This window comes from Limoniibacter endophyticus, assembly GCF_014652835.1.
GTDB lineage: Bacteria > Pseudomonadota > Alphaproteobacteria > Rhizobiales > Rhizobiaceae > Limoniibacter > Limoniibacter endophyticus.
This window is the reverse complement of the sequence record NZ_BMZO01000004.1, coordinates 96,343-120,108: the sequence shown is the minus strand read 5'-3', so window position 1 is coordinate 120,108 and position 23,766 is coordinate 96,343. Positions and strand designations below refer to the sequence as shown.

20 protein-coding genes are annotated in these 23,766 nt (G+C 58.5%); 7 read left to right on the top strand and 13 right to left on the bottom strand.

Annotated elements, in window-relative coordinates:
• Positions 1-8: 8 nt before the first annotated feature.
• Entirely contained in the window at positions 9-608 is a 600-nt protein-coding gene (locus IE151_RS07060) for an LOG family protein (RefSeq protein WP_189489274.1), read from the bottom strand.
• 192 nt (positions 609-800) lie between these two features.
• Between IE151_RS07060 and IE151_RS07055 the strand changes: the two genes are divergently transcribed.
• From IE151_RS07055 to IE151_RS07035, 5 genes are all read left to right on the top strand, one after another.
• On the top strand, positions 801-2,105 hold the full coding sequence (locus IE151_RS07055) for a LysM peptidoglycan-binding domain-containing protein (protein WP_189489273.1): 1,305 nt from the start codon (positions 801-803) through the stop codon (positions 2,103-2,105).
• A 124-nt stretch (positions 2,106-2,229) separates the two neighbouring features.
• A complete protein-coding gene (locus IE151_RS07050; protein ID WP_189489272.1) occupies positions 2,230-2,556 on the top strand; it encodes an ArsR/SmtB family transcription factor in 327 nt (108 codons plus the stop codon).
• Between the two features lie 68 nt (positions 2,557-2,624).
• Positions 2,625-4,487: an ABCB family ABC transporter ATP-binding protein/permease gene (locus IE151_RS07045; protein WP_189489271.1), complete on the top strand. Its 1,863-nt coding sequence runs from the start codon at positions 2,625-2,627 to the stop codon at positions 4,485-4,487.
• Between the two features lie 205 nt (positions 4,488-4,692).
• Positions 4,693-5,391: a phosphatidylserine decarboxylase gene (locus IE151_RS07040; RefSeq protein WP_189489270.1), complete on the top strand. Its 699-nt coding sequence runs from the start codon at positions 4,693-4,695 to the stop codon at positions 5,389-5,391.
• Between the two features lie 10 nt (positions 5,392-5,401).
• A complete protein-coding gene (locus IE151_RS07035; protein ID WP_189489268.1) occupies positions 5,402-6,208 on the top strand; it encodes a CDP-alcohol phosphatidyltransferase family protein in 807 nt (268 codons plus the stop codon).
• 149 nt (positions 6,209-6,357) lie between these two features.
• Here IE151_RS07035 and IE151_RS07030 read toward each other — a convergent pair whose 3' ends face one another.
• Entirely contained in the window at positions 6,358-8,583 is a 2,226-nt protein-coding gene (locus IE151_RS07030; protein WP_189489266.1) for an AMP-binding protein, read from the bottom strand.
• Between the two features lie 280 nt (positions 8,584-8,863).
• Here IE151_RS07030 and IE151_RS07025 point away from each other — a divergent pair, with 280 nt between their 5' ends.
• Positions 8,864-10,630: an SLC13 family permease gene (locus tag IE151_RS07025; RefSeq protein WP_189489264.1), complete on the top strand. Its 1,767-nt coding sequence runs from the start codon at positions 8,864-8,866 to the stop codon at positions 10,628-10,630.
• Here the strand turns inward: IE151_RS07025 and IE151_RS07020 are convergent.
• The 11 genes from IE151_RS07020 to IE151_RS06970 all read right to left on the bottom strand — a co-directional run bounded on the left by IE151_RS07020 (position 10,627) and on the right by IE151_RS06970 (position 22,523).
• On the bottom strand, positions 10,627-11,382 hold the full coding sequence (locus IE151_RS07020; protein WP_189489262.1) for an SDR family NAD(P)-dependent oxidoreductase: 756 nt from the start codon (positions 11,380-11,382) through the stop codon (positions 10,627-10,629). The genes IE151_RS07025 and IE151_RS07020 overlap by 4 nt on opposite strands.
• A 117-nt stretch (positions 11,383-11,499) precedes the next feature.
• Positions 11,500-12,975, bottom strand: coding sequence for an amidophosphoribosyltransferase (gene purF, locus IE151_RS07015; protein ID WP_382344686.1), 1,476 nt, complete (start codon positions 12,973-12,975; stop codon positions 11,500-11,502).
• A 177-nt stretch (positions 12,976-13,152) separates the two neighbouring features.
• Positions 13,153-13,749 (bottom strand): CvpA family protein, encoded by a 597-nt coding sequence (locus IE151_RS07010; protein WP_189489260.1) that lies wholly within the window; start codon positions 13,747-13,749, stop codon positions 13,153-13,155.
• A gap of 81 nt (positions 13,750-13,830) precedes the next feature.
• Entirely contained in the window at positions 13,831-15,225 is a 1,395-nt protein-coding gene (gene radA, locus IE151_RS07005) for a DNA repair protein RadA (RefSeq protein WP_189489258.1), read from the bottom strand.
• 78 nt (positions 15,226-15,303) lie between these two features.
• Positions 15,304-16,806: a replicative DNA helicase gene (locus IE151_RS07000; RefSeq protein ID WP_189489256.1), complete on the bottom strand. Its 1,503-nt coding sequence runs from the start codon at positions 16,804-16,806 to the stop codon at positions 15,304-15,306.
• Between the two features lie 221 nt (positions 16,807-17,027).
• Positions 17,028-18,269, bottom strand: a complete 1,242-nt coding sequence (locus tag IE151_RS06995) for a cyclopropane fatty acid synthase (RefSeq protein ID WP_189489254.1) — start codon at positions 18,267-18,269, stop codon at positions 17,028-17,030.
• 129 nt (positions 18,270-18,398) lie between these two features.
• Positions 18,399-19,919 (bottom strand): murein biosynthesis integral membrane protein MurJ, encoded by a 1,521-nt coding sequence (gene murJ, locus IE151_RS06990; RefSeq protein ID WP_189489252.1) that lies wholly within the window; start codon positions 19,917-19,919, stop codon positions 18,399-18,401.
• Between the two features lie 200 nt (positions 19,920-20,119).
• On the bottom strand, positions 20,120-20,713 hold the full coding sequence (gene rplI, locus IE151_RS06985) for a 50S ribosomal protein L9 (protein WP_189489250.1): 594 nt from the start codon (positions 20,711-20,713) through the stop codon (positions 20,120-20,122).
• Between the two features lie 217 nt (positions 20,714-20,930).
• Positions 20,931-21,179 carry a 30S ribosomal protein S18 gene (rpsR, locus tag IE151_RS06980; protein WP_019170551.1) on the bottom strand — a complete coding sequence of 83 codons (249 nt, stop codon included), beginning with the start codon at positions 21,177-21,179 and terminating at the stop codon, positions 20,931-20,933.
• Between the two features lie 2 nt (positions 21,180-21,181).
• Positions 21,182-21,607 carry a 30S ribosomal protein S6 gene (rpsF, locus tag IE151_RS06975; protein WP_189489248.1) on the bottom strand — a complete coding sequence of 142 codons (426 nt, stop codon included), beginning with the start codon at positions 21,605-21,607 and terminating at the stop codon, positions 21,182-21,184.
• Between the two features lie 310 nt (positions 21,608-21,917).
• Complete coding sequence (locus IE151_RS06970) at positions 21,918-22,523, bottom strand: SH3 domain-containing protein (protein ID WP_189489245.1); 606 nt, start codon at positions 22,521-22,523, stop codon at positions 21,918-21,920.
• A gap of 282 nt (positions 22,524-22,805) precedes the next feature.
• Between IE151_RS06970 and fabD the strand changes: the two genes are divergently transcribed.
• The gene (gene fabD, locus IE151_RS06965; protein ID WP_189489243.1) at positions 22,806-23,747 is read left to right on the top strand and encodes an ACP S-malonyltransferase; all 942 of its coding nucleotides are present in this window, start codon (positions 22,806-22,808) and stop codon (positions 23,745-23,747) included.
• Positions 23,748-23,766 lie beyond the last annotated feature (19 nt).

Below are 23,766 nucleotides of genomic sequence, written 5' to 3'. Positions count from 1 at the left end.
AGCGGGCTTCATAGCCGCTCGATTACGGCGGGGTTGCCGTCGCTGGTGGCGGGGCGGGCCGTGAGGATCGAGATTGCCTCCTCAACGGTGTTCGCGAAAGTTGGCTTGAGCAGGGTCTGGCTGTGGATGAAAGCTTCCGCCTTCATGTGTTCGAACAGAAACCGCATAGGCTCCCAGAACCCGTCAATGCCGCAGAAGATAATCGGCTTGGTGTGACGGCCAAGCTGCGCCCACGTCATGATCTCCACGACTTCTTCCAGCGTGCCGATGCCTCCGGGCAGGGCAATGAACGCGTCCGATTTTTCAAACAGCAGATGTTTGCGCTGATGCATCGTCTCGACGATAATCAGGTCCTCTACCGCGTGTAGGTCTGCCTCCACTGCTTCCTTGCTCATGAGAAATTTAGGTATGATGCCAGTTACTTTCGAGCCGTAGGCGGCTGCCGCTGAGGACACGGCTCCCATCAGCCCTTTCGTTCCGCCTCCATATACGAGATCGAAACGTTTCTGCCCAAGGCGCGTACCCAGTTTGGTGGCCTGCTCGAGATAGCTCGCCTTTGCACCGGGAGATGAACCGCAATAGACGCAAACGGAACGGATCGCAGACATGCTGTCGATGTCCTTTCTCAATCTGGATGGTCCATGTGTGAACTACCGGTGATTTAGCAAAAAAGCTCGACCAAGACTGCTATAAATGCAAGGGAAAAGGCGGCGATTTCGGTTGCACTCGGAATGAGTGCGACAAAATGATACAATAAGTAAGAGACTCGCGGCAGAACGCGATCTTTTGGGGCGAATGAGATGAACAGGAAGTCACTTGCGGGCATTCTCGTCGGTTTGGGTGTGCTGATCGGCCTTGGCGCGGTCTCATGTTCCGTCGGCGTATTTGACGAATGGCTGGGACGCGCCGGCGATGATGCTCGGCGCGAGCAGGCATCCGTGCCGCAATCGACACCGCTTCCTGCAACGAACGGCAATTCCGGGGTGCAGCCCGCTCCCGGCTCCTCGCAGCAGACAAACCCAGTTGCAACGGAGACGGCTCCCGCGAGCGCTGAGCCCGCTCAATCATCCGCGGGAACGGATGCGCCCGTTGCGGAGCAAGGCGATCAGCAGCGCGAGGCGGCTTCTCCTGCTTTTGATGTGGTGCGGGTCGAGCCGAACGGTTCTCTGGTCATTGCAGGCATGGCTGGCCCGAATGCCGCTGTGTCGCTGCTGAGCGGCTCGCGCGAACTGGCACAGGTCAAAGCGGATGCGACGGGTAGTTTCGCGGTCGTGCTCGATGATCCGCTTAAGCCCGGTGATTATCAGCTTGTGCTGCGGGCAACGGGTGAGGATGGATCGGTGATGATGTCTGGACAGACCGCCGTGGTTGCCGTGCCCGAAAATTCGCAGGGCGACGTTTTGGCTCTGGTTGAGCAACCCGGCGCGCCGAGCCGTCTTATCACACTACCGGAAAAGCCAGCTGAAACTGTACAAGAGCAGGAAACGCGGGCTGAAACTGAGCCAACCCGGGAGACGAGCCCTGCCCAGGCGCAATCCGGGAAACCGGCACCCATCACCGTGCAGGCCGTCGAGATCGAAGGCGATCACATCTTCATCGCAGGGCAGGGGCTGGTCGACAAACGCGTGCGGGTGCATGCCAATGACATTCTGCTTGGGCAGACCAGTGTGGATGCCGAAGGCCGCTACCTTGTCGAGAGCCGCCGCGATCTTCCGGTAGGCGACTATATCATTCGCGCCGAATTGCTCGAGCCGAACGGGCGCGATGTCATCGGCCGCGCTACCGTTCCTTTCCGTCGCGTTGCAGGCGAGAATATCGCGGCAACGGCGCCCGCGGGGCAGGGCCAGGGGCAAGCTGGTGAAGCCAATGCGCTGCAAGCCGTGGATGGCAGCGTCATCATTCGTCGCGGTGACACGCTCTGGCACATATCGCGCCGGGTCTATGGCCGAGGCACCCGCTATACGACCATTTATCTCGCCAATCAGGAAGCCATTCGAAATCCGAATCTCATTTTGCCAGGTCAGGTGTTTTCCGTACCGGAGCGATCTCAGGAGGGAGAGGCGGCGAACCTGGAAATCCTGCGTGAGCGCGCGCAAAGCCGTTGAAACTGCACCCGTTCGATTGCATATAAGTAAAATATCGCTTATCGCCGATAGGCGATGAATTGGGGCTGCCCATAAACGAAAGACGAGACGCGTTTGCGCTTTCGCCGGTACGGAGAAACGAGACATGGTTGGGGCTGTGGCAATCGACGAAACGCTGTGCATGGATGTCAGGAACGACGAAACCGTCGCTCTGCGTCTGGCAGCCCTTTCGCATCCGCGCCGTATCCAGATCCTGCGCTATCTGTCGAGTGTCGAACATTGCTGCTGCAAGGAGGTGGTCGGCCAGCTCGATCTCGCGCAATCCACTGTCTCCCAGCATCTCAAGGTTTTGGTTGAGGCAGGGCTGGTCCGCTTCGTGACCGACAAGCAGAGGTCACGCTACGAAGTGGACCGCCCGGCTGTGGCGGAGCTTTCCAGATCGATTTCGCGGCTTCTCAGCGATTGTTGCTGAAGCCGTTTTTCTTTTCCTACCAAGCATAAGGGTCCGCAAGCCAGGCTGTCGCGGATGAGCATCAGATCATGCAAAACCCGTCGACCTTCAAGACGCTGCGCGACCTCTGGCCTTATATGTGGCCTCGTGACCGGCACGATCTGAAGATGCGCGTTGTATGGGCGACGGTTTTCCTTGTCATTGCCAAGCTTGTGTTGATGGCCGTGCCGTATTTCTTCAAATGGGCGACGGATGCGCTGTCCGGCGACTTTGTGCGTCCGGACTGGATTCCGGCGCTTCTGATCGCGCCCGTCATGCTCGTCATCGGCTACAATGTGGTGCGCATTGTGCAGAATGGCTTCAACCAGCTGCGTGATGCCCTGTTTGCATCTGTCGGGCAGCATGCGGTTCGCCAGCTCGCCTACAAGACTTTCGTTCATATGCATGAACTGTCGCTGCGTTTTCACCTTGAACGCCGCACGGGCGGTCTCTCGCGCATCATCGAGCGCGGCACCAAGGGCATCGAGGCTATCGTCCGGTTTACGATCCTCAATTCCATCCCGACCATTTTCGAGTTTGCGCTCACAGCGATCATCTTCGCTGTCGCCTATGGCTGGGCCTATGTGCTGGTCGTGGCGCTGACAGTCGTCGCCTATACCTGGTTCACCGTCTGGGCGAGTGACTGGCGCATCGCGATACGTCGCGAAATGAACGACTCCGATACGGAGGCAAACACAAAAGCGATCGATTCGCTGCTCAACTTCGAAACGGTCAAATATTTTGGGAATGAGGCGATGGAAGCCGAGCGCTTCGATCGTTCCATGGCTCGTTACGAGCAGGCCGCGACCAAGACTTGGACGTCGCTCGGCTGGCTGAACTTCGGCCAGGGCGTCATCTTCGGCCTCGGTATGCTCGTGATGATGGCGATGTCGGCTTCCGCAGTGTCGCGCGGCGAGCAGACCGTGGGCGATTTTGTCTTCATCAACGCCATGCTGATCCAGCTCTCCGTGCCGCTCAATTTCATCGGCTTCATCTATCGCGAAATTCGTCAGGGACTGACGGATATCGAAGCCATGTTCCGCCTGCTCGGCGTCAAACCGGAGGTCGTGGACGCTGCGGATGCGAATGCGTTGCGGGTGGACGCAGGCGCGGTAGAATTTCGCGATGTGCACTTTGCCTATGATCCCGCGCGTCCCATCCTGAAGGGGGTGAGCTTCAAAGTCCCGGCCGGCAAGACCATCGCCATCGTCGGACCCTCCGGTGCTGGCAAGTCGACAATTTCGCGCTTGCTTTATCGTTTCTACGATCCGCAAGGGGGGCAGGTGCTGATAGACGGACAGGATGTGCGCGATGTAACACAAAAAAGCCTTCGCCACGCCATCGGCATGGTGCCGCAGGATACTGTGCTTTTCAATGATACGATCGCCTACAATATCCGTTACGGTCGTGTCGATGCGAGCGAGGAAGAGCTGGAGACAGCGGCCGATCTGGCCCAGATTTCGGGCTTCATAGCACGGCTGCCCGATGGCTTCGATACGATGGTCGGCGAGCGTGGTCTCAAACTTTCAGGCGGCGAAAAGCAGCGCGTTGCCATTGCACGCACAATCCTCAAGGCACCACCTGTTCTCGTTCTGGACGAGGCGACTTCCGCGCTCGACTCGCATACGGAGCGCGAGATTCAATCGGCGCTGGACAAGGTCTCCCAAGGCCGCACGACGCTGGTTATCGCCCACAGGCTTTCGACAGTAGTCAATGCGGATGAGATCATAGTATTGCAGGATGGCCTGATCGCCGAACGCGGCACGCATGCGGTCCTGATCGCGCAGGGGGGACTCTACGCCTCCATGTGGGACCGTCAACGCGAGGCTTCAGAGGCGGAAGAACGCTTGCGCGCGGTACGCGAGAGTGACGAACTCGGCATCGTCGAACGTAAACGCCCCTACACGGTCTGATCTCCACCCGCTTCCTGGAGAGACGATCACCATCTCGTGTCTGATTTGGAAACATTGAGGAAGGGTCTCTCACAGGAAGGTGATGCCCGCGCGTTGCAGCAGTCTTAACAATCGGTTAAGACAGCCCACCGCGATGAGAAAGCATTAGGCTTTGTATCGCATAATGCCAGGATGCGAAAAACCGCGCTAGCCGGAGCCAAAAGATATGAGCCTGATTGATTCAGTCCGCAAGACGATGGTGCCGATCCACAAGGAAGGCTACATCTTCATTGCGCTCTTTGCCGGAGCCACGCTGTTGCTGGGCGCGCTTTGGGAGCCGCTGTTCTGGATCGGGGTCGTTCTCACACTGTGGTGCATCTACTTCTTCCGTGACCCCGAGCGAGTGACGCCAATCGACGAGCGCTTGGTCATTGCACCTGCCGATGGCGATATTTCCGCGGTTGATTTTGTCATCCCCCCGGCAGAACTGGAGCTTGGCACGGAGGAAATGCTGCGCATTTCCGTGTTCATGAATGTCTTTTCCGTGCATGTTAACCGGTCACCAGTCACCGGCCGCGTTGCCCGGATCGAATACCGTCCAGGTGAGTTTCTTAATGCCGACCTCGACAAGGCCAGCCGTGAAAACGAGCGCAACGGCATCGTCCTGGAGACCGCACATGGCGAAATCGCGATGGTTCAGATCGCCGGTCTGGTTGCTCGCCGCATTCTCTGCTTCACCCAGCCGACCCGAACGGTCAACGCTGGTGAGCGGGTGGGGTTGATCCGTTTCGGCTCACGTGTTGATCTTTATCTGCCGAAGACGGCTACTGCGCGTGTCGCGGTTGGTCAGACGTCGGTTGGCGGCGAGACGGTTCTTGCTGAGTTCAACAGCGATCGCGGCGCTCCTGTCGTTCGCGTGGCTTGAAAGTGAAAGCATGAAGAAGATTGGCGTGCATGGTGATGGGGGGCCTCGTTTTCGCGAGATTCCCTTGCGGACGCTCGTTCCCAACCTGATTACGGTTCTGGCTATCTGCGCTGGCCTTACCGGCATCCGCCTGGCCTTCGAACAACGGGTCGAGCTTGCGGTCACCATGGTGCTGATCGCGGCGTTTCTGGACGGTGTGGATGGCCGTATTGCGCGCAGGCTGAAAGCGCAAACCAAATTCGGTGCGCAGATGGACTCGCTCGCCGATATCATCAATTTCGGCGTTGCCCCGGCATTGGTTCTTTACGCGCATCTTCTCGATCGCATCGGCTCCTTTGGGTGGATTGCCGCCGTCGTCTATGCCATCGCCTGTGGCCTGCGCCTTGCACGCTTTAATGTGCTGAGCGAGGACATGGGTCACACCGGTTGGAAAACGGAGTATTTCGTCGGTGTCCCGGCTCCCGCAGGCGCGCTTCTGGTGCTTCTGCCCATCTATCTCGGCTTTATCGGCGTGCCCCTTGGCCAGCCTTTCGCAGTCTTTGCGGCGATCTTCACCGTTTTTGTCGCTTATCTGCTTGTCTCGCGCCTGCCGATTTTTTCGGGTAAGGGCACGACCCGGGTTCCGGGCGACAAGGTTCTTCCAGTTCTGCTTGGCGCAACTGTCTATGTTCTGCTTCTCGCCACCTACACGTGGGAGACATTGACGGTGTCGGCGCTGCTGTATCTCGTATTTATTCCCTGGAGCATCATGGCTTATTCGCGCCGTGCTGCGCAGGAAGAGCAGAGCGAAACGCCCGAAGCGCCTTTGCCTATGTGACCAGGTAGGGCGCAGCGCATGATTGCGATGATGTCGTTACGGCTTAGGGAAGGTGCAGGGCGTGGTCTAAAAACCGCCGGGCCTTGCAAGGAAGGCTGCGGTCTTCTACTCGCGAATGGTTGAAGAACTGGCGCTAACCAGCCGTAGCGTCATGCGCTTTTCTTCATCAGTTGATCTACCATATCCTCGACGGTGACGTAGTTGATCTTACCGGTCGATAGGCGGGGAACTTCCGAAACAATGAAGACGCGATCAGGCAGGACGAGGCGGCTGGAGCCTTTTTCCTCGGCATGGAGGCGAATGGCATCGACCGTGGCATCTGGTTTGGTGGAGAGAAGCACAATGCGTTCGCCCCGTTTCGGGTCCATGATCGTTGTGGCTACCTGATCGAAGTCCGGCCACAAGTCATTGGCGAGATTTTCTACACTGGCCAGCGAAATCATCTCGCCGCCGATCTTGGCGAACCGTTTCGCCCGTCCCTTGATGAAGATGTAGCCCTCGCGGTCGATCGCGACGATATCACCCGTATCGTGGAAATCTCCGGGGGGAAGAGTCTTGATCTGTCCTGGCGCATCCTCGGTCATGACGCCCATCATCAGATTGGGACCGCGCAGGTGCAGACGCCCGCCTTCCGTCATCCCGTCGACCGTCTCCAGTCTTGGCGTCATCCCGGGAAAGAGGCGTCCGACGCTTCCCTCGCGCGAATGGGTAACCGTATTGACCGCTACGACAGGCGAGGCTTCCGTCATGCCATAGCCTTCCTGCAGCGCCAGCCCGAATTTTTCTCTCCACAAACGCCGTGTTTCCGCGCGAACCGGCTCTGCTCCGGCTACCGCCATGCGAAGCGAGGAAAAATCGTCTGGCTCGGCAGTGCGGGCATAGCCCGCAAAAAACGTGTCCGTGCCAAGCAGGATGGTCGGCCGTGATTTCCGAGCGGCCTCGGGGATTTGCTTATAATGCAGCGGTGAGGGGTAGAGAAAGCTACGTACGCCAGCCACCAGCGGCAGGAGTGCGCCCACCGTCAACCCGAAGCTATGGAACAGCGGCAATACCGTCAGCAGCTTGTCATTGAGGCTGAACCGCAGGCGCGCCTCGGCCTGCCAGACGTTGGACAGGATATTGTTATGGGAAAGAACGATGCCCTTGGGTGTGCCTTCGGAGCCCGAACTGAAGACGACGACCGCCGGCTTTTCAGGTACCTGCGTCCAGAGCGCATTCCTCCACGTCAGCGCACCGACGACCTTGTCGAGACCCGAAATTTCTTTGCGCAGATCTTCCAGCCAGACGATGCGCGTTCCTGTTGCTTCGACAGCTTCGACGAGCGGTTGCAACTGGCCCTTCTCAATGAAGGCGCGCGATGAAACCATTGTGCGTATCTGCGCAGTCTTGAGCGACGATATCAGCGCGCCAGGACCCGTCGAATAATTCAGGAATGCAGTGACCCTGCCAGCCGATTGCAGTCCTAGAAAGGCTGCCAGACTTGCATTGGCACTCGGCATGAGCAGGCCGACCGTCTCGCCCGGTTGATCTATGCTGATAAATCGGCGCGCCAGCACATTTGCCGCGATCAGGAGTGCACGATAGCTCATCTCGCCTGTCACGGTGTCCTCAATCGCATGACGCGAAGGGCCGTAACGAAGGGCTGCGTTGCGCACGGCCTGAAAGATGGTTTTCGGTTGCGCGTAAGCCTTGATGCGCACTTCCGCGCACCGGTCGAACAATGCATTGGCAGCAGTGATGAAGGCCGGGCCTGTCGCTTCGCGCAGTTGCGCGATGGTCTTCGGTTCCAGTGCGTTGATCGAAAGATCGGGAAAGAGCCGGCGCGGCGCTTCACCTTTTGGTCTCCGGGAGAACGGCATCATCTGCGCCCCGCGGATAAAGATCGGCACGATCGCCGCATCCGACTTGGTGGCAATGCGGGCGATGGCGCGGTAGAGGCGAAACTCTATCTGATCCGGTTCGACCATATCTGGAATGTAGACTGCAAGGCGCCCCTTGCCGCGCAAGTGGCGAGTCAGGCGGCGGCTGACGAAGACATGATCCGAATTGAACGCGATGGTGCGCGCCAGGCCGCGATACGGCGAAAGCCAATCCGCTTCTGCGGTATAGGGATCGAGCATATGCAGCGTATCTTCTGGCAGCAGAGAGAGCATGATGGCCGGATCGATGCGTGAGCGGTGTGTGATGATATAAATGACTGGCGCATCGGCTTTGACAGCCTTTTTCATCGCCGTATCATTGACGCGCCAGATGACCTTGATCGGCGCGTAGAGAAACGCCTGCCGGAACGGAATCCCATGCTGGGCCATCACCATGAACGCTGCAGCCAACCAGATCGCCAGCAGAGCGAGAACAAGTCCCACAATGATTGTCATTGAGCTGTCTGTCTCCTGCGCCGTCGATGATTTCGCGCCATGAAGGCGGCATTCTGATCACGAAACTATTGCATCTTGGTAGAATTCCAAACTGCTTTTGACGGATGCCCTCCCGCAATATGGGGATAGCCGCGGCCAATTTGGAGTTCGATACGCAAATCGGGTGCAACGAGGTCCGGCTTGATGCATTTTATCCGAGGGTGGGGGAACAGGAGAAGTCTTTCTCGCGGCCATCCGTACACTCTGCCTCGCGCATTCCGCGCAACCTTCGGATTGTTTTATGACGCAGCCGCAGATTCTCGCCTTTTCTCTCGTCAGCATCATGATGATTGCCTTCATATGGGGCAGATATCGCTATGATCTTGTCGCGGTTGCAGCACTTCTCGGAGGATTGGCTCTCGGCATTGTCCCGCTGGACCAAGCGTTTTCAGGATTCTCCAATGACATCGTGATAATTGTCGGCAGCGCGTTGCTTGTTTCGGCCGCTGTCGCCCGTTCGGGCCTTATGGAAGCGGCCGTGCAGAGGGCGGTGCCCAATCTCAAGGCCGTGCACGGACAGGTATTCGTGCTCGTCTCGATCGTCACGGTTCTCTCGGCCTTCGTCAAGAACATTGGGGCCTTGTCGATCATGATCCCCATCGCCTTTCAGTTCGCCCGACGTTCGCAGGTTTCCCCGTCGGTGTTCCTGATGCCGATGGCATTCGGTTCTTTACTCGGTGGCCTGATGACGCAGATAGGCACTTCGCCAAACGTCATCGTTTCGGAAGTGCGTGCTCAACTGGGTGGCGAACCCTTCACCATGTTCGATTTTACTCCGGTCGGTGCAGTGCTTGCTCTCGTGGGAATTCTCTTTCTGACCTTTTTCTATTGGTTGCTGCCGGAGCGGCAACGTGAAGGGGGCGGGATCGAAGAAGCTATCGATATCAAGAATTATCTCTCGGAAGCACATGTGACGGAAGCCTCGCCTCTGCTTGGCAAGACGGTGGCCGAGCTGATGAGTGTTGCAGAAGGAGAGGCGGTTTTGTCCTCCATTCTGCGTGCGAATGCGCACCGCGCCCCGCTACCCGATGCCGTACTGCGCGATGGTGATATTCTCCTGATGGAAGGCAAGGCGGAGGCGCTCGACAAGGTCGTCGCACATGGCAGGCTGGAGCTATCCAATGGTCGGTCGCTCGAATCGGGGAATGCGTCGGAAATTGGAACGATAGAAGCCGTCATCATGGCAAATTCACTGCTTGATGGCCTCTCTGCGCGTGCTTTGGCGCTCTCGGACACGTTCCAGGTCAACCTGCTGGCAGTCTCGCGTCATGGTGTGCGCCTGAAACAGCGCGTCGGCCAGATCACCTTGCGCACCGGTGACGTCGTGCTTATCCAGGGAGACAGAAGCAAACTTCCCGATACCTTGCGTGAGTTCGGCTGTCTTCCGCTTGCAGAGCGTCCGATCATGCTCGGTTCCGTGCGGCGTGGGCTTATTCCGGTCGGAATTCTCGCCGTGGCGATGGGGGCTGTCGCAGCCGGCCTGGTCCCGGTTGCTGTCTCATTCTTTGCCGCCGCTGCCGCCATGGTGCTTTTCAAGGCGATCCCGCTACGCGAAGTCTACGCTTCCATTGACGGGCCGATCCTTGTCATGCTGGCCGCCCTTATTCCCGTCAGCGAAAGCCTGCGGGAGACGGGTGCGACTGACCTGATCGCCGACGCTCTGGTATCTACGTCGCAAATCTTGCCGGCCTATGGCGCGCTCGCACTAATTCTGCTCGTTGCCATGGCCGTCACGCCCTTCCTGAATAATGCAGCGACCGTACTCATTATGGCGCCTATCGCTGCAAGCTTCGCGACCGGTCTCGGATTTCGCCCCGAGGCATTTCTGATGGCAGTAGCCATCGGCGCGGGGTGCGATTTCCTGACCCCCATCGGCCATCAGTGCAACACGCTGGTCATGGGGCCAGGAGGCTATAGGTTCTCCGACTATCCGCGCCTCGGCCTGCCGCTATCCATCCTCGTTGTCCTTGTCTCTGTACCGACTCTGATGATCGTCTGGCCGCTCTAGTCTCTGACCGCCTCCGGCATCTGGTAACGGTAGAAGCCGTTCTTAGGCACGTCGAAGATCAGGCCGGTTTCCTTCAGGGCAGGACTGGCGAGCGGCAGGATCCTCGCAGCGACTTCCGCAGGCGTCGGCAAGGTCAGCGGGTCCTCTCCCGGAACGGCCTTCGCACGCATCGCGGTGCGCGTTGCGCCGGGGTTGACGCAATTGACGCGCAGCTGCGTATTCTCCGTCTCGTGAGCCCAGGAGCGGGTGAGCGCTTCCACTGCCGCCTTCGAGGCCGCATAAGGTCCCCAGAACGCTTTGGCGGAATGCGCGGCACCCGAGGAAAGCAGGATCGCGCGGCCGGCATCCGAAAGGCGCAGCAACGGATCGACGGAGCGGATCAGCCGCCAGACGGAGATCACGTTGACGTCCATGACTTCCTGAAAGACTTTTGCCTCGACGTGGCCCAGCGGACTGATCGTGCCCAGAACACCCGCATTGGCAACGAGAATATCGAGCTTGCCCCAGCGTTCGTGGATCGAAGCGCCGAGGCGATCGATTGCCGTCATGTCCTTTATATCGAGGGGAACCAACGTGCTGCTGCCGCCTGCGCGCTGAATTTCGTCGTCCAGCTCTTCCAGACCGCCCACGGTGCGCGCGACGGCAATCACGTGCGCCCCGGCGACGGCCAACTCCTTGGCCAGAAAATAACCGATCCCGCGTGATGCTCCTGTGATGAGCGCAATGCGTCCGCTGAGATCCGGCTTTTCCATACAACGTCTCCTCCAACTCGTAGAGACAGGGGTAGAGCCGGATGGAAAATGCGTCAAGAACTATGAAGGTCAGAGCTGCCTTCCGGCTCCCCTGGACGGGGGAGCCGGCGGGACACGTCAGCCATTAGAGGCAAGCAAAGATAGCTTGCGCACATTATCCGAGCCTTCCTGATCCAGCAGGCGAGTCGGATATTCATTGGTGAAGCAGGCATCGCAGAACTGCGGCGCTTCGTTGTTGCGGCCTTCTTCGCCCACAGCGCGGTAAAGACCGTCGATAGACAGGAAGCCCAGCGAATCGACCTGGATATATTCGGCCATATCTTCGATACTCATGCGCGAGGCAAGAAGCTTTGCCTTCTCCGGCGTGTCGACGCCGTAGAAGCACGAGGCGCGGGTGGGCGGAGATGCAATGCGCATATGCACTTCGGCAGCACCCGCATCACGCACCATCTTGACGATCTTCTGGCTGGTGGTGCCGCGCACGATGGAATCGTCGACGAGCACGACGCGTTTGCCTTCGATCATTTCGCGATTGGCATTATGCTTCAGCCTCACGCCCATGTGGCGGATGGAATCACCAGGCTGAATGAAGGTGCGGCCGACATAATGGTTGCGGATAATACCGAGTTCGAAGGGGATTCCGGACTGTTGTGCAAAGCCGATGGCTGCGGGCGTGCCCGAATCCGGTACCGGTACCACGACATCCGCCTGGACTGGACTCTCGAGAGCCAGTTCGGCGCCGATGCGCTTGCGTACATTGTAGACGCTACGACCTTCTATGGATGAGTCGGGACGCGCGAAATATACATATTCGAACACGCAGAAGCGTGGCTTGACCGGCGCAAACGGGAAGTGGCTCTCTATGCCGTCATCTGTAATGACGATCATCTCGCCGGGCTTGATATCGCGCACGAAGGTCGCGCCCATAATATCGAGCGCACAGGTTTCGGAGGCGAGGATATGCGATCCTTCGAGCTCTCCCAGCACCAGCGGGCGAATACCCAACGGGTCGCGACAGCCGATCATCTTCTTCGAAGTCAGCGCGACGAGCGAGAAGGCGCCTTCTATCTGGCGAACGGCGTCGATAAAACGTGCATTCGTATTGGTTGCGCGGCTGGTCGCTACCAGATGCAGAATGGTTTCAGTGTCGGAGGTCGAGGAAAAGATCGACCCTTGACGCTGAAGAATGCGTTGCACGGTCATGGCGTTGGTCAGGTTGCCATTGTGCGCGACTGCAAAACCGCCGCCTGAAAGCTCGGCAAAAAAGGGCTGAATATTACGCAAACCCGCTCCGCCAGTTGTGGCATAGCGCGTGTGGCCAATCGCCCGGTCGCCCGGAATGCGGTCGAGAACCGACTGCTTGGTGAAGGTATCGCCGATCAGGCCAACGTGGCGCTCTACATGAAATTGGCTGCCGTCAAAGGAGACGATGCCTGCCGCCTCCTGTCCGCGATGCTGCAACGCGTGCAGACCGAGGGTGACGAGGGCAGAGGCGTCCTGGCGACCGAAAATGCCGAAGACGCCGCATTCGTCATGGAAATGATCGTCTGCTTCCGCCGAGTACTCAACGGCAGTGTCATCCATCATCATCATAGTTCCTGGCTATGGGGCTGCATGAACTCAACCTCGTTGATCTCGGTTGTAGTCACTATGCTCTAGCAAAACACGTATATAGGCTGAATGTGGCCGGATTGCTATGCTCTTTCCGCTGGGTCCAGAGCAGTTTTGCATTTCTTGTCTTGCGTAACTGCTCTGGTTGTCCTGTGCAGCTTACTGCTGAGCAGGCTGCGTCGAGGGCGGTACGGTTTCCTGCGGCGGCGAAGCGTCTGTATCGGTTGTGGGTGCAGCACCGCCGGTAATGCCGGAAATGCCACGCATGATCGTATTCTCCGGATCTTCCGGCAGGAAGGATTCCAGGCCGCGCCCGATTTCCTCCAGGAAGGGGCGCGACTTTGCGTCTGCTACCCAGGCGGGAGTCTTTTCGCCCGCCAGCCAGTTGAAGAACAGAAGCGCCACGGCGACGACCAGAACACCGCGTGCTGCGCCATAGACGAAGCCGAGACTGCGATCGAGCGGGCCGATGCGGCTGTCGATGATGAAATCCGCCATCTTCATGGTCAGAAGCGTCATAATGATGAGCGTCACGAGGAAAACCGCGCCGATGGCAGCGGCAAGTGCTACCTGCGGATTGCCAACCTGTTCTGCAATATAGGGCAGGACGGTCGGATAGAGGGTGAAGGCGGCAAAGCCCGCGACGACCCAGGAGATGACGGCAAGGACTTCGCGTGAGAAACCTCGCACCATTGCGAGAACTGCTGAAACGAGGGTGAAACCGACGAGAATACCGTCAAGCAGGGTGATGGGCATGTTTTTGTTCACTCCACAGGGTGGCCTGCCAGCGGCAGTAATCTGTCTACTTTCGCGTCGTGTGACCGCCGAATGCGGCAATCAATTGTCCTTCCGCTGCTTCGACCCGGCGGTCTTGGCAACAAGCTCGACGAGCGTCTGTGGCTGAAAAGTGTTTCCGCCAAGTGCGTTCGCCGTATCGTCCCCGCCGCGCGGCATGACGGCGCGGATAAAACCAAGCTTTTCAGCCTCCTTCAGACGCTGCTGCGCATGCGCAACCGGTCGTATCGCACCGGAAAGACTGATTTCGCCGAAATAGACGCAATCTTTGGGAAGGGCAAGCCCGCTCAACGAGGAAACCAGTGCGGCCGCGACCGCAAGATCAGCCGCCGGCTCGGAAATCCGGTAGCCGCCGGCCACGTTGAGATAAACATCGTGTGAACCGAGCCGCACCCCGCAATGGGCTTCGAGCACGGCGAGAATCATCGAAAGACGCGAGGAATCCCACCCGATAACGGCACGTCGGGGCGTGCCCAGCGAGGACGGCGCGACGAGCGCCTGAATTTCGACTAGCAACGGGCGAGTGCCTTCGATTCCGGCAAAAACCGCGGCGCCCGGCGCTTTGTCATGCCTCTCGCCAAGGAAAAGCTCGGAGGGATTGGCCACGTCGCGTAGACCCTTGTCGGTCATCTCGAAGACGCCGATCTCGTCGGTTGCGCCGAAACGGTTCTTCACCGTGCGCAGGATGCGATAGTGATGCCCGCCTTCACCTTCGAAGTAGAGCACGGCATCGACCATATGTTCCACAACGCGCGGCCCGGCGATCTGCCCTTCCTTGGTGACGTGCCCGACGAGGACGATGGCAGTTCCTGTGGATTTCGCAAAACGGATGACCGCCTGCGCGGCTGCACGCACCTGGGTGACGGTTCCCGGTGCAGAATCGGCCATGTCGGTCCACAGGGTCTGGATCGAGTCAAGAATGACGAGATCAGGGCGCTTGCCTTCGCTTATCGTGGCAAGAATATCTTCGACATTGGTTTCGGCGGCCAGTTCGACAGGTGCGCCTGAGACGCCAAGACGCTGGGCGCGTAAACGCACCTGCGCTACCGCTTCTTCACCAGACACGTAGACGATGCGATAGCCCTTGCTCGCCAGGGAAGCGGCGGCCTGCATCAGAAGCGTGGATTTGCCGATGCCTGGATCACCCCCGAGAAGCAGCGCCGAGCCGCGCACGAAACCGCCACCGGTCGCGCGGTCGAGTTCGCTCATGCCCGAAACGATGCGTGGTGCATCCTCGATATCGCCCGCAAGCGAGGTGAGGGCAACCGGCCGGCCCTTGCGCGGCGAACGCAAGCCCGTCGGGCCACCGCCGATGCCGCCGCCCGCATTGTCTTCGACCAGCGTATTCCACTCGCCGCAATCGTCGCACTTGCCAGCCCAACGCGCATGGACCGCGCCGCAATTCTGGCAGACGAACTGGATTTTCGGTTTGGCCATTAGTGGGTCAAATCATTCCTTGGGGAAAGAGAGGTGTATCGCAGGTGAGGGGGGCAACGCCTCTCCCTTTTTGCGATCCTATTCGAGACGTTCCGGCATGCGATCTTCTTCCGCGAGATCGGCAAAGCGCGTGAACTCGGACTGGAAGGCGACCTGCACCGTTCCGGTGGGGCCATGACGTTGCTTGGCGATGATCAGTTCCGCCTTGCCGCGCACCATGTTCATGTCTTCCTGCCATTTGAGATATTCAGGCGTACCGAATTGCGGCTCCTTGCCCTTCAGGTAATATTCGTCGCGGTAAACGAAGAGCACCACGTCTGCATCCTGCTCAATGGAGCCGGATTCACGAAGGTCGGCGAGCTGCGGGCGCTTGTCCTCGCGATTTTCCACCTGACGCGACAACTGCGACAGGGCGATTACCGGAACATTGAGTTCCTTAGCCAAAGCCTTCAAACCAGTAGTGATTTCCGTAATTTCCTGCACGCGGTTCTGTGCGGCGCGCGAACTCGAGCCCTGCATAAGCTGAAGATAGTCGATGATGATTAGATCCAGGCCGCGCTGGCGCTTGAGACGACGCGCGCGCGCTGTGAGCTGGGCAATCGAGATGCCGCCGGTCGCGTCGATGAACAGCGGAATGCTTTGCAAGGTCTGCGCGCCGGCCACAAGTTTTTCGAACTCTGTCTCGGTGATTTCACCACGGCGGATCTTCGACGACGAAATCTCCGTCTGTTCGGAAATGATACGGGTGGCGAGCTGTTCCCCGGACATTTCCAGCGAGAAGAAGCCTACAACGCCGCCGTTAGCGGCCTTGTACGATCCATCGGCCTGCTGCGCCGCCTCATAGGCATGGGCGACGTTGAACGCGAAATTCGTGACGAGCGAGGTCTTGCCCATGGCGGGACGGCCGGCGATGACGATCAAGTCGGAGGGTTGCAGGCCGCCCATCTTGGCATCGAGATCACGAATGCCGGTGGAAATGCCCGATAGATGGCCGTCGCGCATATAGGCGGCGTTGGCCATGTCGATCGCGGTCTTCACCGCTTCCCCAAAGGTCTCGAAACCGCCATCGTAGCGGCCCGATTCCGCAAGTTCGAACAAACGCCGCTCCGCATCCTCGATCTGCGCCTGCGGTGCCATGTCGACCGGTGCGTCATAAGCGACATTGACCATGTCCTCGCCGACGCTGATCAAGGCGCGGCGCGTGGCGAGATCGTAGATGGCGCGGCCATAATCCGCAGCGTTGATGACGGTGACGGCTTCGGCGGCCAGACGCGCCAGATATTGCGCAACGGTGAAATCGCCAACCTTCTCGTCGGAGGGGAGAAAGGTCTTGAGGGTCACCGGATTGGCGATCTTGCCGAGCCTGATCATTTCCGAAGCGATCTGGTAGATCGACTTGTGCAACGGCTCGTAAAAATGCTCCGGCTTCAGAAAATCCGAGACGCGATAAAACGAATCATTATTGACCATGATCGCGCCGAGCAGCGCCTGCTCGGCTTCGATATTGTTGGGTGCTTCCCGATAGGTTCCAGGCTGGCCCTGACCCTGATCCATGATGAATTTACGCGCTGCGTCTGCCATGTCTTTTCCCCGTTGAAGATGGCTTAGCAGGTTCGGAGCGGTTTTTGCAGTACATTCCGCACCTGTTTTGTTCTCATGAACCTTGTCCCAAGGATTCACAGTCTGTGCAAAACCGGAAACGGGTTTTGCTTGACGCGCGGGACGATGATTCGGCCGGAAGAAGAAACCGCCCTCCGACATGATCGGGGGGCGGTTTCTGCTGTTTTCCGACTTGGTCGACCTTATGCTATTTGCTCTGTTCGCACCGCTTCGCGCAGAGCCTGTTCGTCGCGCAGCATGTAATCGCGGGTGACCGGCAGCGAATCGTTGCGGCGGGCAAGCTGTACCTGAAAAACCACCATGTCCTGCCAACGAAACGCGGCTTCCGAACCAGCGAGATAGAAATCCCACATGCGGCAGAAGCGCTCATCATAGATGCGCGCTGCTACATCCCAATGGGCGCGGAAGCGAGCCCGCCACTCCTTCAGGGTCTCGGCATAGTGCATCCGCAGGATTTCCACGTCGGTAACGATCAGTCCCGAGCGCTCAATGGCGGGCAGCATTTCGGAGAGTGCCGGAATGTAGCCGCCGGGGAAGATATGCTTGCGAATGAATGCGTTGGTTGCATAGGGAACGCCGCTACGACCGATCGTGTGCAGAAGCATGACGCCATCCGGCTTCAGCAGGCGATGACAATTGTTGAAGAAGGTGGGGTAGTGGTTCAGGCCCACATGTTCAAACATGCCGACTGAAACGATGCGGTCGAAGCGTTCGGTCAGGTTACGATAATCGCGTAATTCGAAATGCACATGATTTTCCAAGTGTCGATCATGCGCACGGCGAGTTGCCACGGAAAGCTGTTCTTCCGATAAGGTGACGCCAAGCACGTCGAGATCGAACATCTGCGCCATATCAAGCGCCAGTCCGCCCCAGCCGCAACCTATGTCGAGTACGCTTTGGCCCTTTTCCAGTTGGAGCTTGGCCATGATATGCCGCTTCTTTGCCCGTTGCGCTTCTTCGAGCGTGGTCTCGACCGAGGGAAAATAGGCGCAGGAATATTGCATGTCTTCATCGAGGAACATGCGATAAAGCTCGCCCGACAGATCGTAGTGATGCGCGACATTGCGCTTGGAACGCGCCAGCGTGTTCATCTGCTGCAGGCGGCGGAACGCCCCGCGCATGGTTTCGATGGCACGGGCCCAGAACGTGTCGATGCCCATTCCTTCGGTGTTCGTGTAGACAAGCTGCAGCAGTGCCAGAACGTCGCCTTCGCGGAAGCTGACTTCGCCTTCCATATAAGCTTCAGGTAGCGCCAGCGTAGGGTCGAGGGCAATGGCCCGCTCGGCAGCGGGTGTATGCACGACCAGAGAGACGGGCGCTCCGGAACCATCGCCATAGGTGCGCACGGTGCCATCTGCGGCCGTGATAGTCAGATTACCTCGTTTTATGATATGCGAAATCAATCGGTTGAGAACCGAGTTCATGGCTTTCTCCCCGTCCGGAAAACCGGGCAAAACATTAATCAAAGTTTTGCTTAAACAGCGAAGAAGCGAGAATAGTTCCGGTTCCATGACGAAACCGTGATTTGATTTTTTTGAACCTGTTTTCAGCGTCTATCGACGCAGGAATGGTCTGATCTGGCTGCGGAAGAACACGAGCAAGGCGCTGACGTAGAGGCTGCCGGCGAGCGCGCAGAGGATGAGAGCTGACAAAAGCTTGCCGAAGCCGCTCAGATCGACGAATTCCCGCAGCAATAGCACGAAGCCCGCCAGCATCACGTTGGCGACGATGATCTTGGTAAAGGTCGCGGCGGAAATGTCGCCGAGCCGAACCTGGTCCTGTTTGCTCAATCCGTTCCAGAGCATCCAGATATTGATCCACGCGGCAATAGTGGTGCTGATGGCACAGGCGATGTAGCCGAGCCAGGGAAAGAGGGCTACGTTGATGGCAACATTGGCGGCGGCGTTGATGATGGCAAAGCGCATCATGGTTTTCGTCTCGCCAGCTGCATAATAGGCGGTCTGGTAGACCCGCATCAGCACGAAGGCAACGATTCCCGGCGCAAATGCGATAAGGGCAAGGGCCGTCGCCTGCGTATCGGCTGGCGTGAAGGCACCACGTTCGAACAGCCCCCGCACGAGAATGTCCGGTGCGAAAGTCAGCATCACGGCGCAGGGCAGCGTGAGTATCAGGCAGACTTCTGCGCCCCGGGCCAATGAAGCACGTATTTTCGAGGCGTCGCCTTGCTTCTTGTAGAGTGAGATTTCTGGCAGAAGCACGGTTCCCACCGCGATGCCGACAATGCCGAGCGGAAGCTGGTAGAGACGGTCTGCCATGTAGAGCCAGGCGACGGCACCGGTCTGCAGCGACGCTATTGCGGAACCCACGACGAGGTTGATCTGCACGACACCGCTCGAAAAGATCGTCGGCATTGCAATCGTCAGGAGCTTCTTCACGTCATCCGTATAGCGCGGGATGGTAAGCATCGCTGTCATGCCGAGCTTTCGCGCGCCCCAGATGACGACGATCAACTGCGCAACGCCGCCGACGACGTTTGCAGCTGTCAGGATTGCGCCTGCTTCGCGCGATGCGCCCATGCCGTACAAGGTGACGCCGCCCAGCGCAGCGATTGCGAAGATGTTAGGCAGGATGGACGAATAGGCGTTCAGCGCGAACTTGCCATAGCCGTTCAGAATCCCGCCATAAAGCGTCGAGAGCGAAACGAAGGAAAGGTAGAAGAAGGCCAGTCGACAGAAATCGACCGTGATCTGGAATTTTCCCGTATCGTCCACGAAGCCCGGCGCCAGGAGCATGACTGCATACGGCATGAAAATCTGGAAGATGATCGTCAGGACGATCAGCGCCATCAGGAGCGCGGATTGCACTTCGCGCACAAACCCCTGCTGTTCGCTGGCTTCCTTCTTCACGAAAAGAGGTACGAAGGCGTTTGAAAACGCTCCTTCCGCGAATACGCGCCGAAACATGTTGGCGATGCGAATCGCGACCATGTAAGCCTCTGCGACCGGTCCTGTGCCAAGTGCCGCCGCGACGAGCGAATCGCGCACGAAGCCGAGAATGCGACTGACCAGTGTTGCGGACCCGACGCCCGAAAGCTTTCGCAGGAAGGATGACATGAACGACCGAATTACTAAGGATATGCTGGCAGTCTCTTAAGGTAAAATGACGAGTTCTGCCAGCAGTGTGAGAGAGCCGGGGCTGAACGGCTCCTGAAATGGGGGGCGCTATATTCGGTATCTGCACGGAGGCGAGACGCCACCAATAAAAAGCCCGGACGTTTCCGCCCGGGCTTTTTTACGGAGAAGACGGCAGAGAATTATGCCTGCTCTTCGGTTTCTTCCTCACCGTCGAAATCTTCGTCTTCGTTGAAGAAGTTTTCCGGACGGGCGTTTTCGTTAATGTCGTCACCGTAGATGGCTTCGGCAGTCGTCAGCGACTCGCCCTTCGCCTGACGCTCTGCTTCGTCAGCCGAACGAGCGATATTCAGGGTGATGGTGACGTGGACTTCCGGGTGCAGCGTGACGACAATGTCGCTCAGGCCGATGGTCTTGATCGGTGCGTTCAGTTCAACCTGGTTGCGGTGGATCGAGAAGCCTTCTGCCGTCAGAACTTCGGCGATATCGCGGGTCGAGACAGAACCGTAAAGCTGGCCGGTTTCACCAGCCGAACGAACGGCGATGAATGACTTGCCTTCAAGCTTCTCGGCGACAGCTTCGGCTTCGGACTTGCGCTCAAGGTTGCGAGCTTCGAGCTGGGCGCGCTGCGATTCGAACTTCTTCTTGTTGGCTTCGTTTGCGCGAAGCGCCTTGCCCTTCGGCAGAAGGAAGTTACGGGCAAAGCCGTCCTTGACCTTGACGGTGTCGCCCATCTGGCCGAGGCGCGCGATACGTTCGAGAAGAATGACGTCCATTTTCTTTTCCTTTCCTGCCCGTGCCTTGCACGGAAATCTTTACGTAAAGCAGGAAGGAAAGACACTCGACCCCATCAAAATGAGGGAGGAAGTTCGCTGTCCTGCCATCGACTGTTTGGCAGTTAGGGCATTTGCCCAACTCGGAGTTCTTGTCGCTCTCACATTTCCGAAGCGCGAGAGAACCTCCCGGCGACCAGAGGCCGCCGGGAGGAGAAAATCACTTCACCACGTAGGGCAGGAGGCCCAGGAAGCGGGCGCGCTTGATGGCCTTGGCCAGTTCACGCTGCTTCTTCTGCGAAACTGCGGTGATGCGCGAAGGAACGATCTTGCCGCGCTCCGAAATGTAGCGCTGTAGAAGACGAACGTCCTTGTAATCGATCTTCGGAGCGTTCGCGCCGGAGAACGGGCACGTCTTGCGACGGCGATGGAAAGGACGACGAGTTGGGATCTGATTGATATCGACCATGATCACTCGGCTCCTTCATTGCTGAACTGACGGCGCGGTGCGCGGTCACCACGATCGCCGCGGCCGCCTTCGCGGTCGCCCGAACGGGCAGGACGGTCGTCGCGGTCACGCTTCTGAAGCATGACGGACTGACCTTCTTCATGGGCATCAACTTTGATGGTCATGAAGCGAAGAACGTCTTCCGACAGACGCATCTGGCGTTCCATCTCATGAAGAGCGGTTGCCGGAGCGTCGATGTCGATCAGCGTGTAATACGCCTTACGGTTCTTGTTGATGCGATAGGTGAGGGACTTGAGGCCCCAGCTTTCTACCCGACCAACCTTGCCGCCGCCATTTTCGATAACACCCTTGTACTGTTCGACGAGGGCATCGACCTGCTGCTGCGAAAGGTCCTGACGGGCCAGAAAAACGTGCTCGTAGAGTGCCATTTATCTTGCCTTTCTTCGTTTCTCCGTTGGCCGCGACGGCGAAAGCTCTCCGCAAACCTGATCGAGCCGAAGAGGCAGGAGAAAGGCGCTTGCGAGACGGTCGTAGAGACGGGGACACGGGAGGAAGACGGCGACTGGCGCAATCAAACGATACATTCGAAAATGCTTCGCCCTCCGTTCAGCCCCCGGACGAGACCAACAGAATGGCGGGTCGATACACGGCAATCAGCGAAAAAGCAAGGGGCAAGGATGCAAAAGACCGGACTCATCGAGGACGGGACCGGTCTTTTCGTCTTTTTAAAGCCTCAGATCAATTCGGGCGAATGATGCGAATGTTGCGGTCTGGTGTCCCGGGGCCTGCATCATCCGGTGGCGGACGTCCGATAATGGATTCCTGCCCGGGACGCGGCGGTGTCGGGCGTTCCGGCTGAGGCGGGCGTGGACGCTCAGGCTCTGGCGGACGCGGTCTGTCCGGTCTTCCTGGTCCGTTCCAATCCGGCGGGCGTGGTCGGTCGGGTCTGTCCCAATGCGGGGGACGCGGGCGAGGCGGACGATAGCCGGGGCGATCCCAGTAGGGAGGTCTGTATTCCGGGCGATCCCAATAAGGAGGGCGCGGATCGTAGATTGGTGGCGGAGGAGGAGGAACAGGGCGATAATAGCCGCCGCTCGACCTATCCAGATAATTTGCTGACATCCAGCCGCGCAGGCGTCCGAGCTCGATCTGGCACCAGTTGCCGGTGCAACGAAGAATCTCGACCTCCGAACCGGCCTGGATCGTGGCAATGCGCGAATAGCCGGTGCCGGGACCTGTGCGGACATTGACATTGCCTGTGACGACGGCTGGTTCGGCAGAAGCGACGCTTGCTGAGACAAGGAGGCCAAATGCCGTAGCGGCCGCAAGAAGATATTTGCGCATGTTTTTACGCCTTTCGAACGACAGTCTCTCAATCAGGGGCTGCCACCTGCATCTATGAAGCTTTTACGGGTGCAAGCAATTGCCTTATGATTGCTGCAAGATACGCCTTGTGATCAACCTGAAACGCAAGCGGCACATTGGCGGTTCCTATATATGGGCGGTATGAACGCAGGCTGAAAACGCCCGATATCCAGTCTTGATATACGGGAAATCCGGCCTTTGGCTTGATTTTCCTGCATTCCTTTGCCAAACGCTTGCGCAATGAAATTCAGGAGGACAGCAATGTCTATCGCTTTCACCTTCCCCGGACAGGGCAGCCAAGCCGTCGGCATGGGCCGCGATCTGGCCGAAAATTACGCCGAGGCGCGCGCCGTTTTCGAAGAAGTGGACGAAGCGCTGGGCCAGAAATTGTCCGCGCTCATGTTCGGAGGTCCGGAAGACGAGTTGACGCTGACGGCTAACGCACAACCGGCATTGATGGCGGTGTCCATCGCTGCGATCCGCGTTCTGGAAGCGGGGGGCTACGCGCTGAAGGACAAGGTGGCGTACGTCGCCGGTCATTCTCTGGGCGAATATTCCGCCCTATGCGCCGCCGGAACCTTCTCGCTTGCAGATACGGCGCGCCTTCTGCGCATCCGCGGTAATGCAATGCAGGCGGCCGTTCCAGTCGGAGAAGGCGCTATGGCCGCGATAATTGGCCTCGATCAGGGTCAGGTCGAGAATGCCTGCGAAGAGGCAGGCAAGGGCAGCGTCTGCCAGATCGCCAATGACAATGGCGGTGGGCAACTGGTCATTTCGGGTGCGAAGCCTGCCGTCGAGCATGCAGCACGCATCTGCACCGAACTTGGCGCCAAGCGCGCTTTGATGCTTTCGGTCTCGGCTCCGTTCCACTCCGCTCTGATGACGCCTGCGGCCGAAGCCATGCGCGAAGCGTTGGCAGCGGTGGAAAAGAACGCTCCGGTCGTTCCGGTGCTGGCCAATGTCAGCGTTGCCCCCCTGAGCGATCCGCAGGCGATCGCAAAGAGCCTGGTTGAACAGGTTACAGGCCGCGTGCGCTGGCGTGAAAGTGTGGAGTGGTTCGCCGCAAATGGCGTCGATACGCTTTATGAAATCGGGGCCGGCAAGGTGCTGAGCGGGCTTGCCCGCCGCATCAACAAGGATATCGCAACCGCGACGCTTGGCTTGCCGGGCGAAATCGAAACCTTCATCGAGCAGCAGGGCTGAAGCCCGGTTCGCAGTCGAA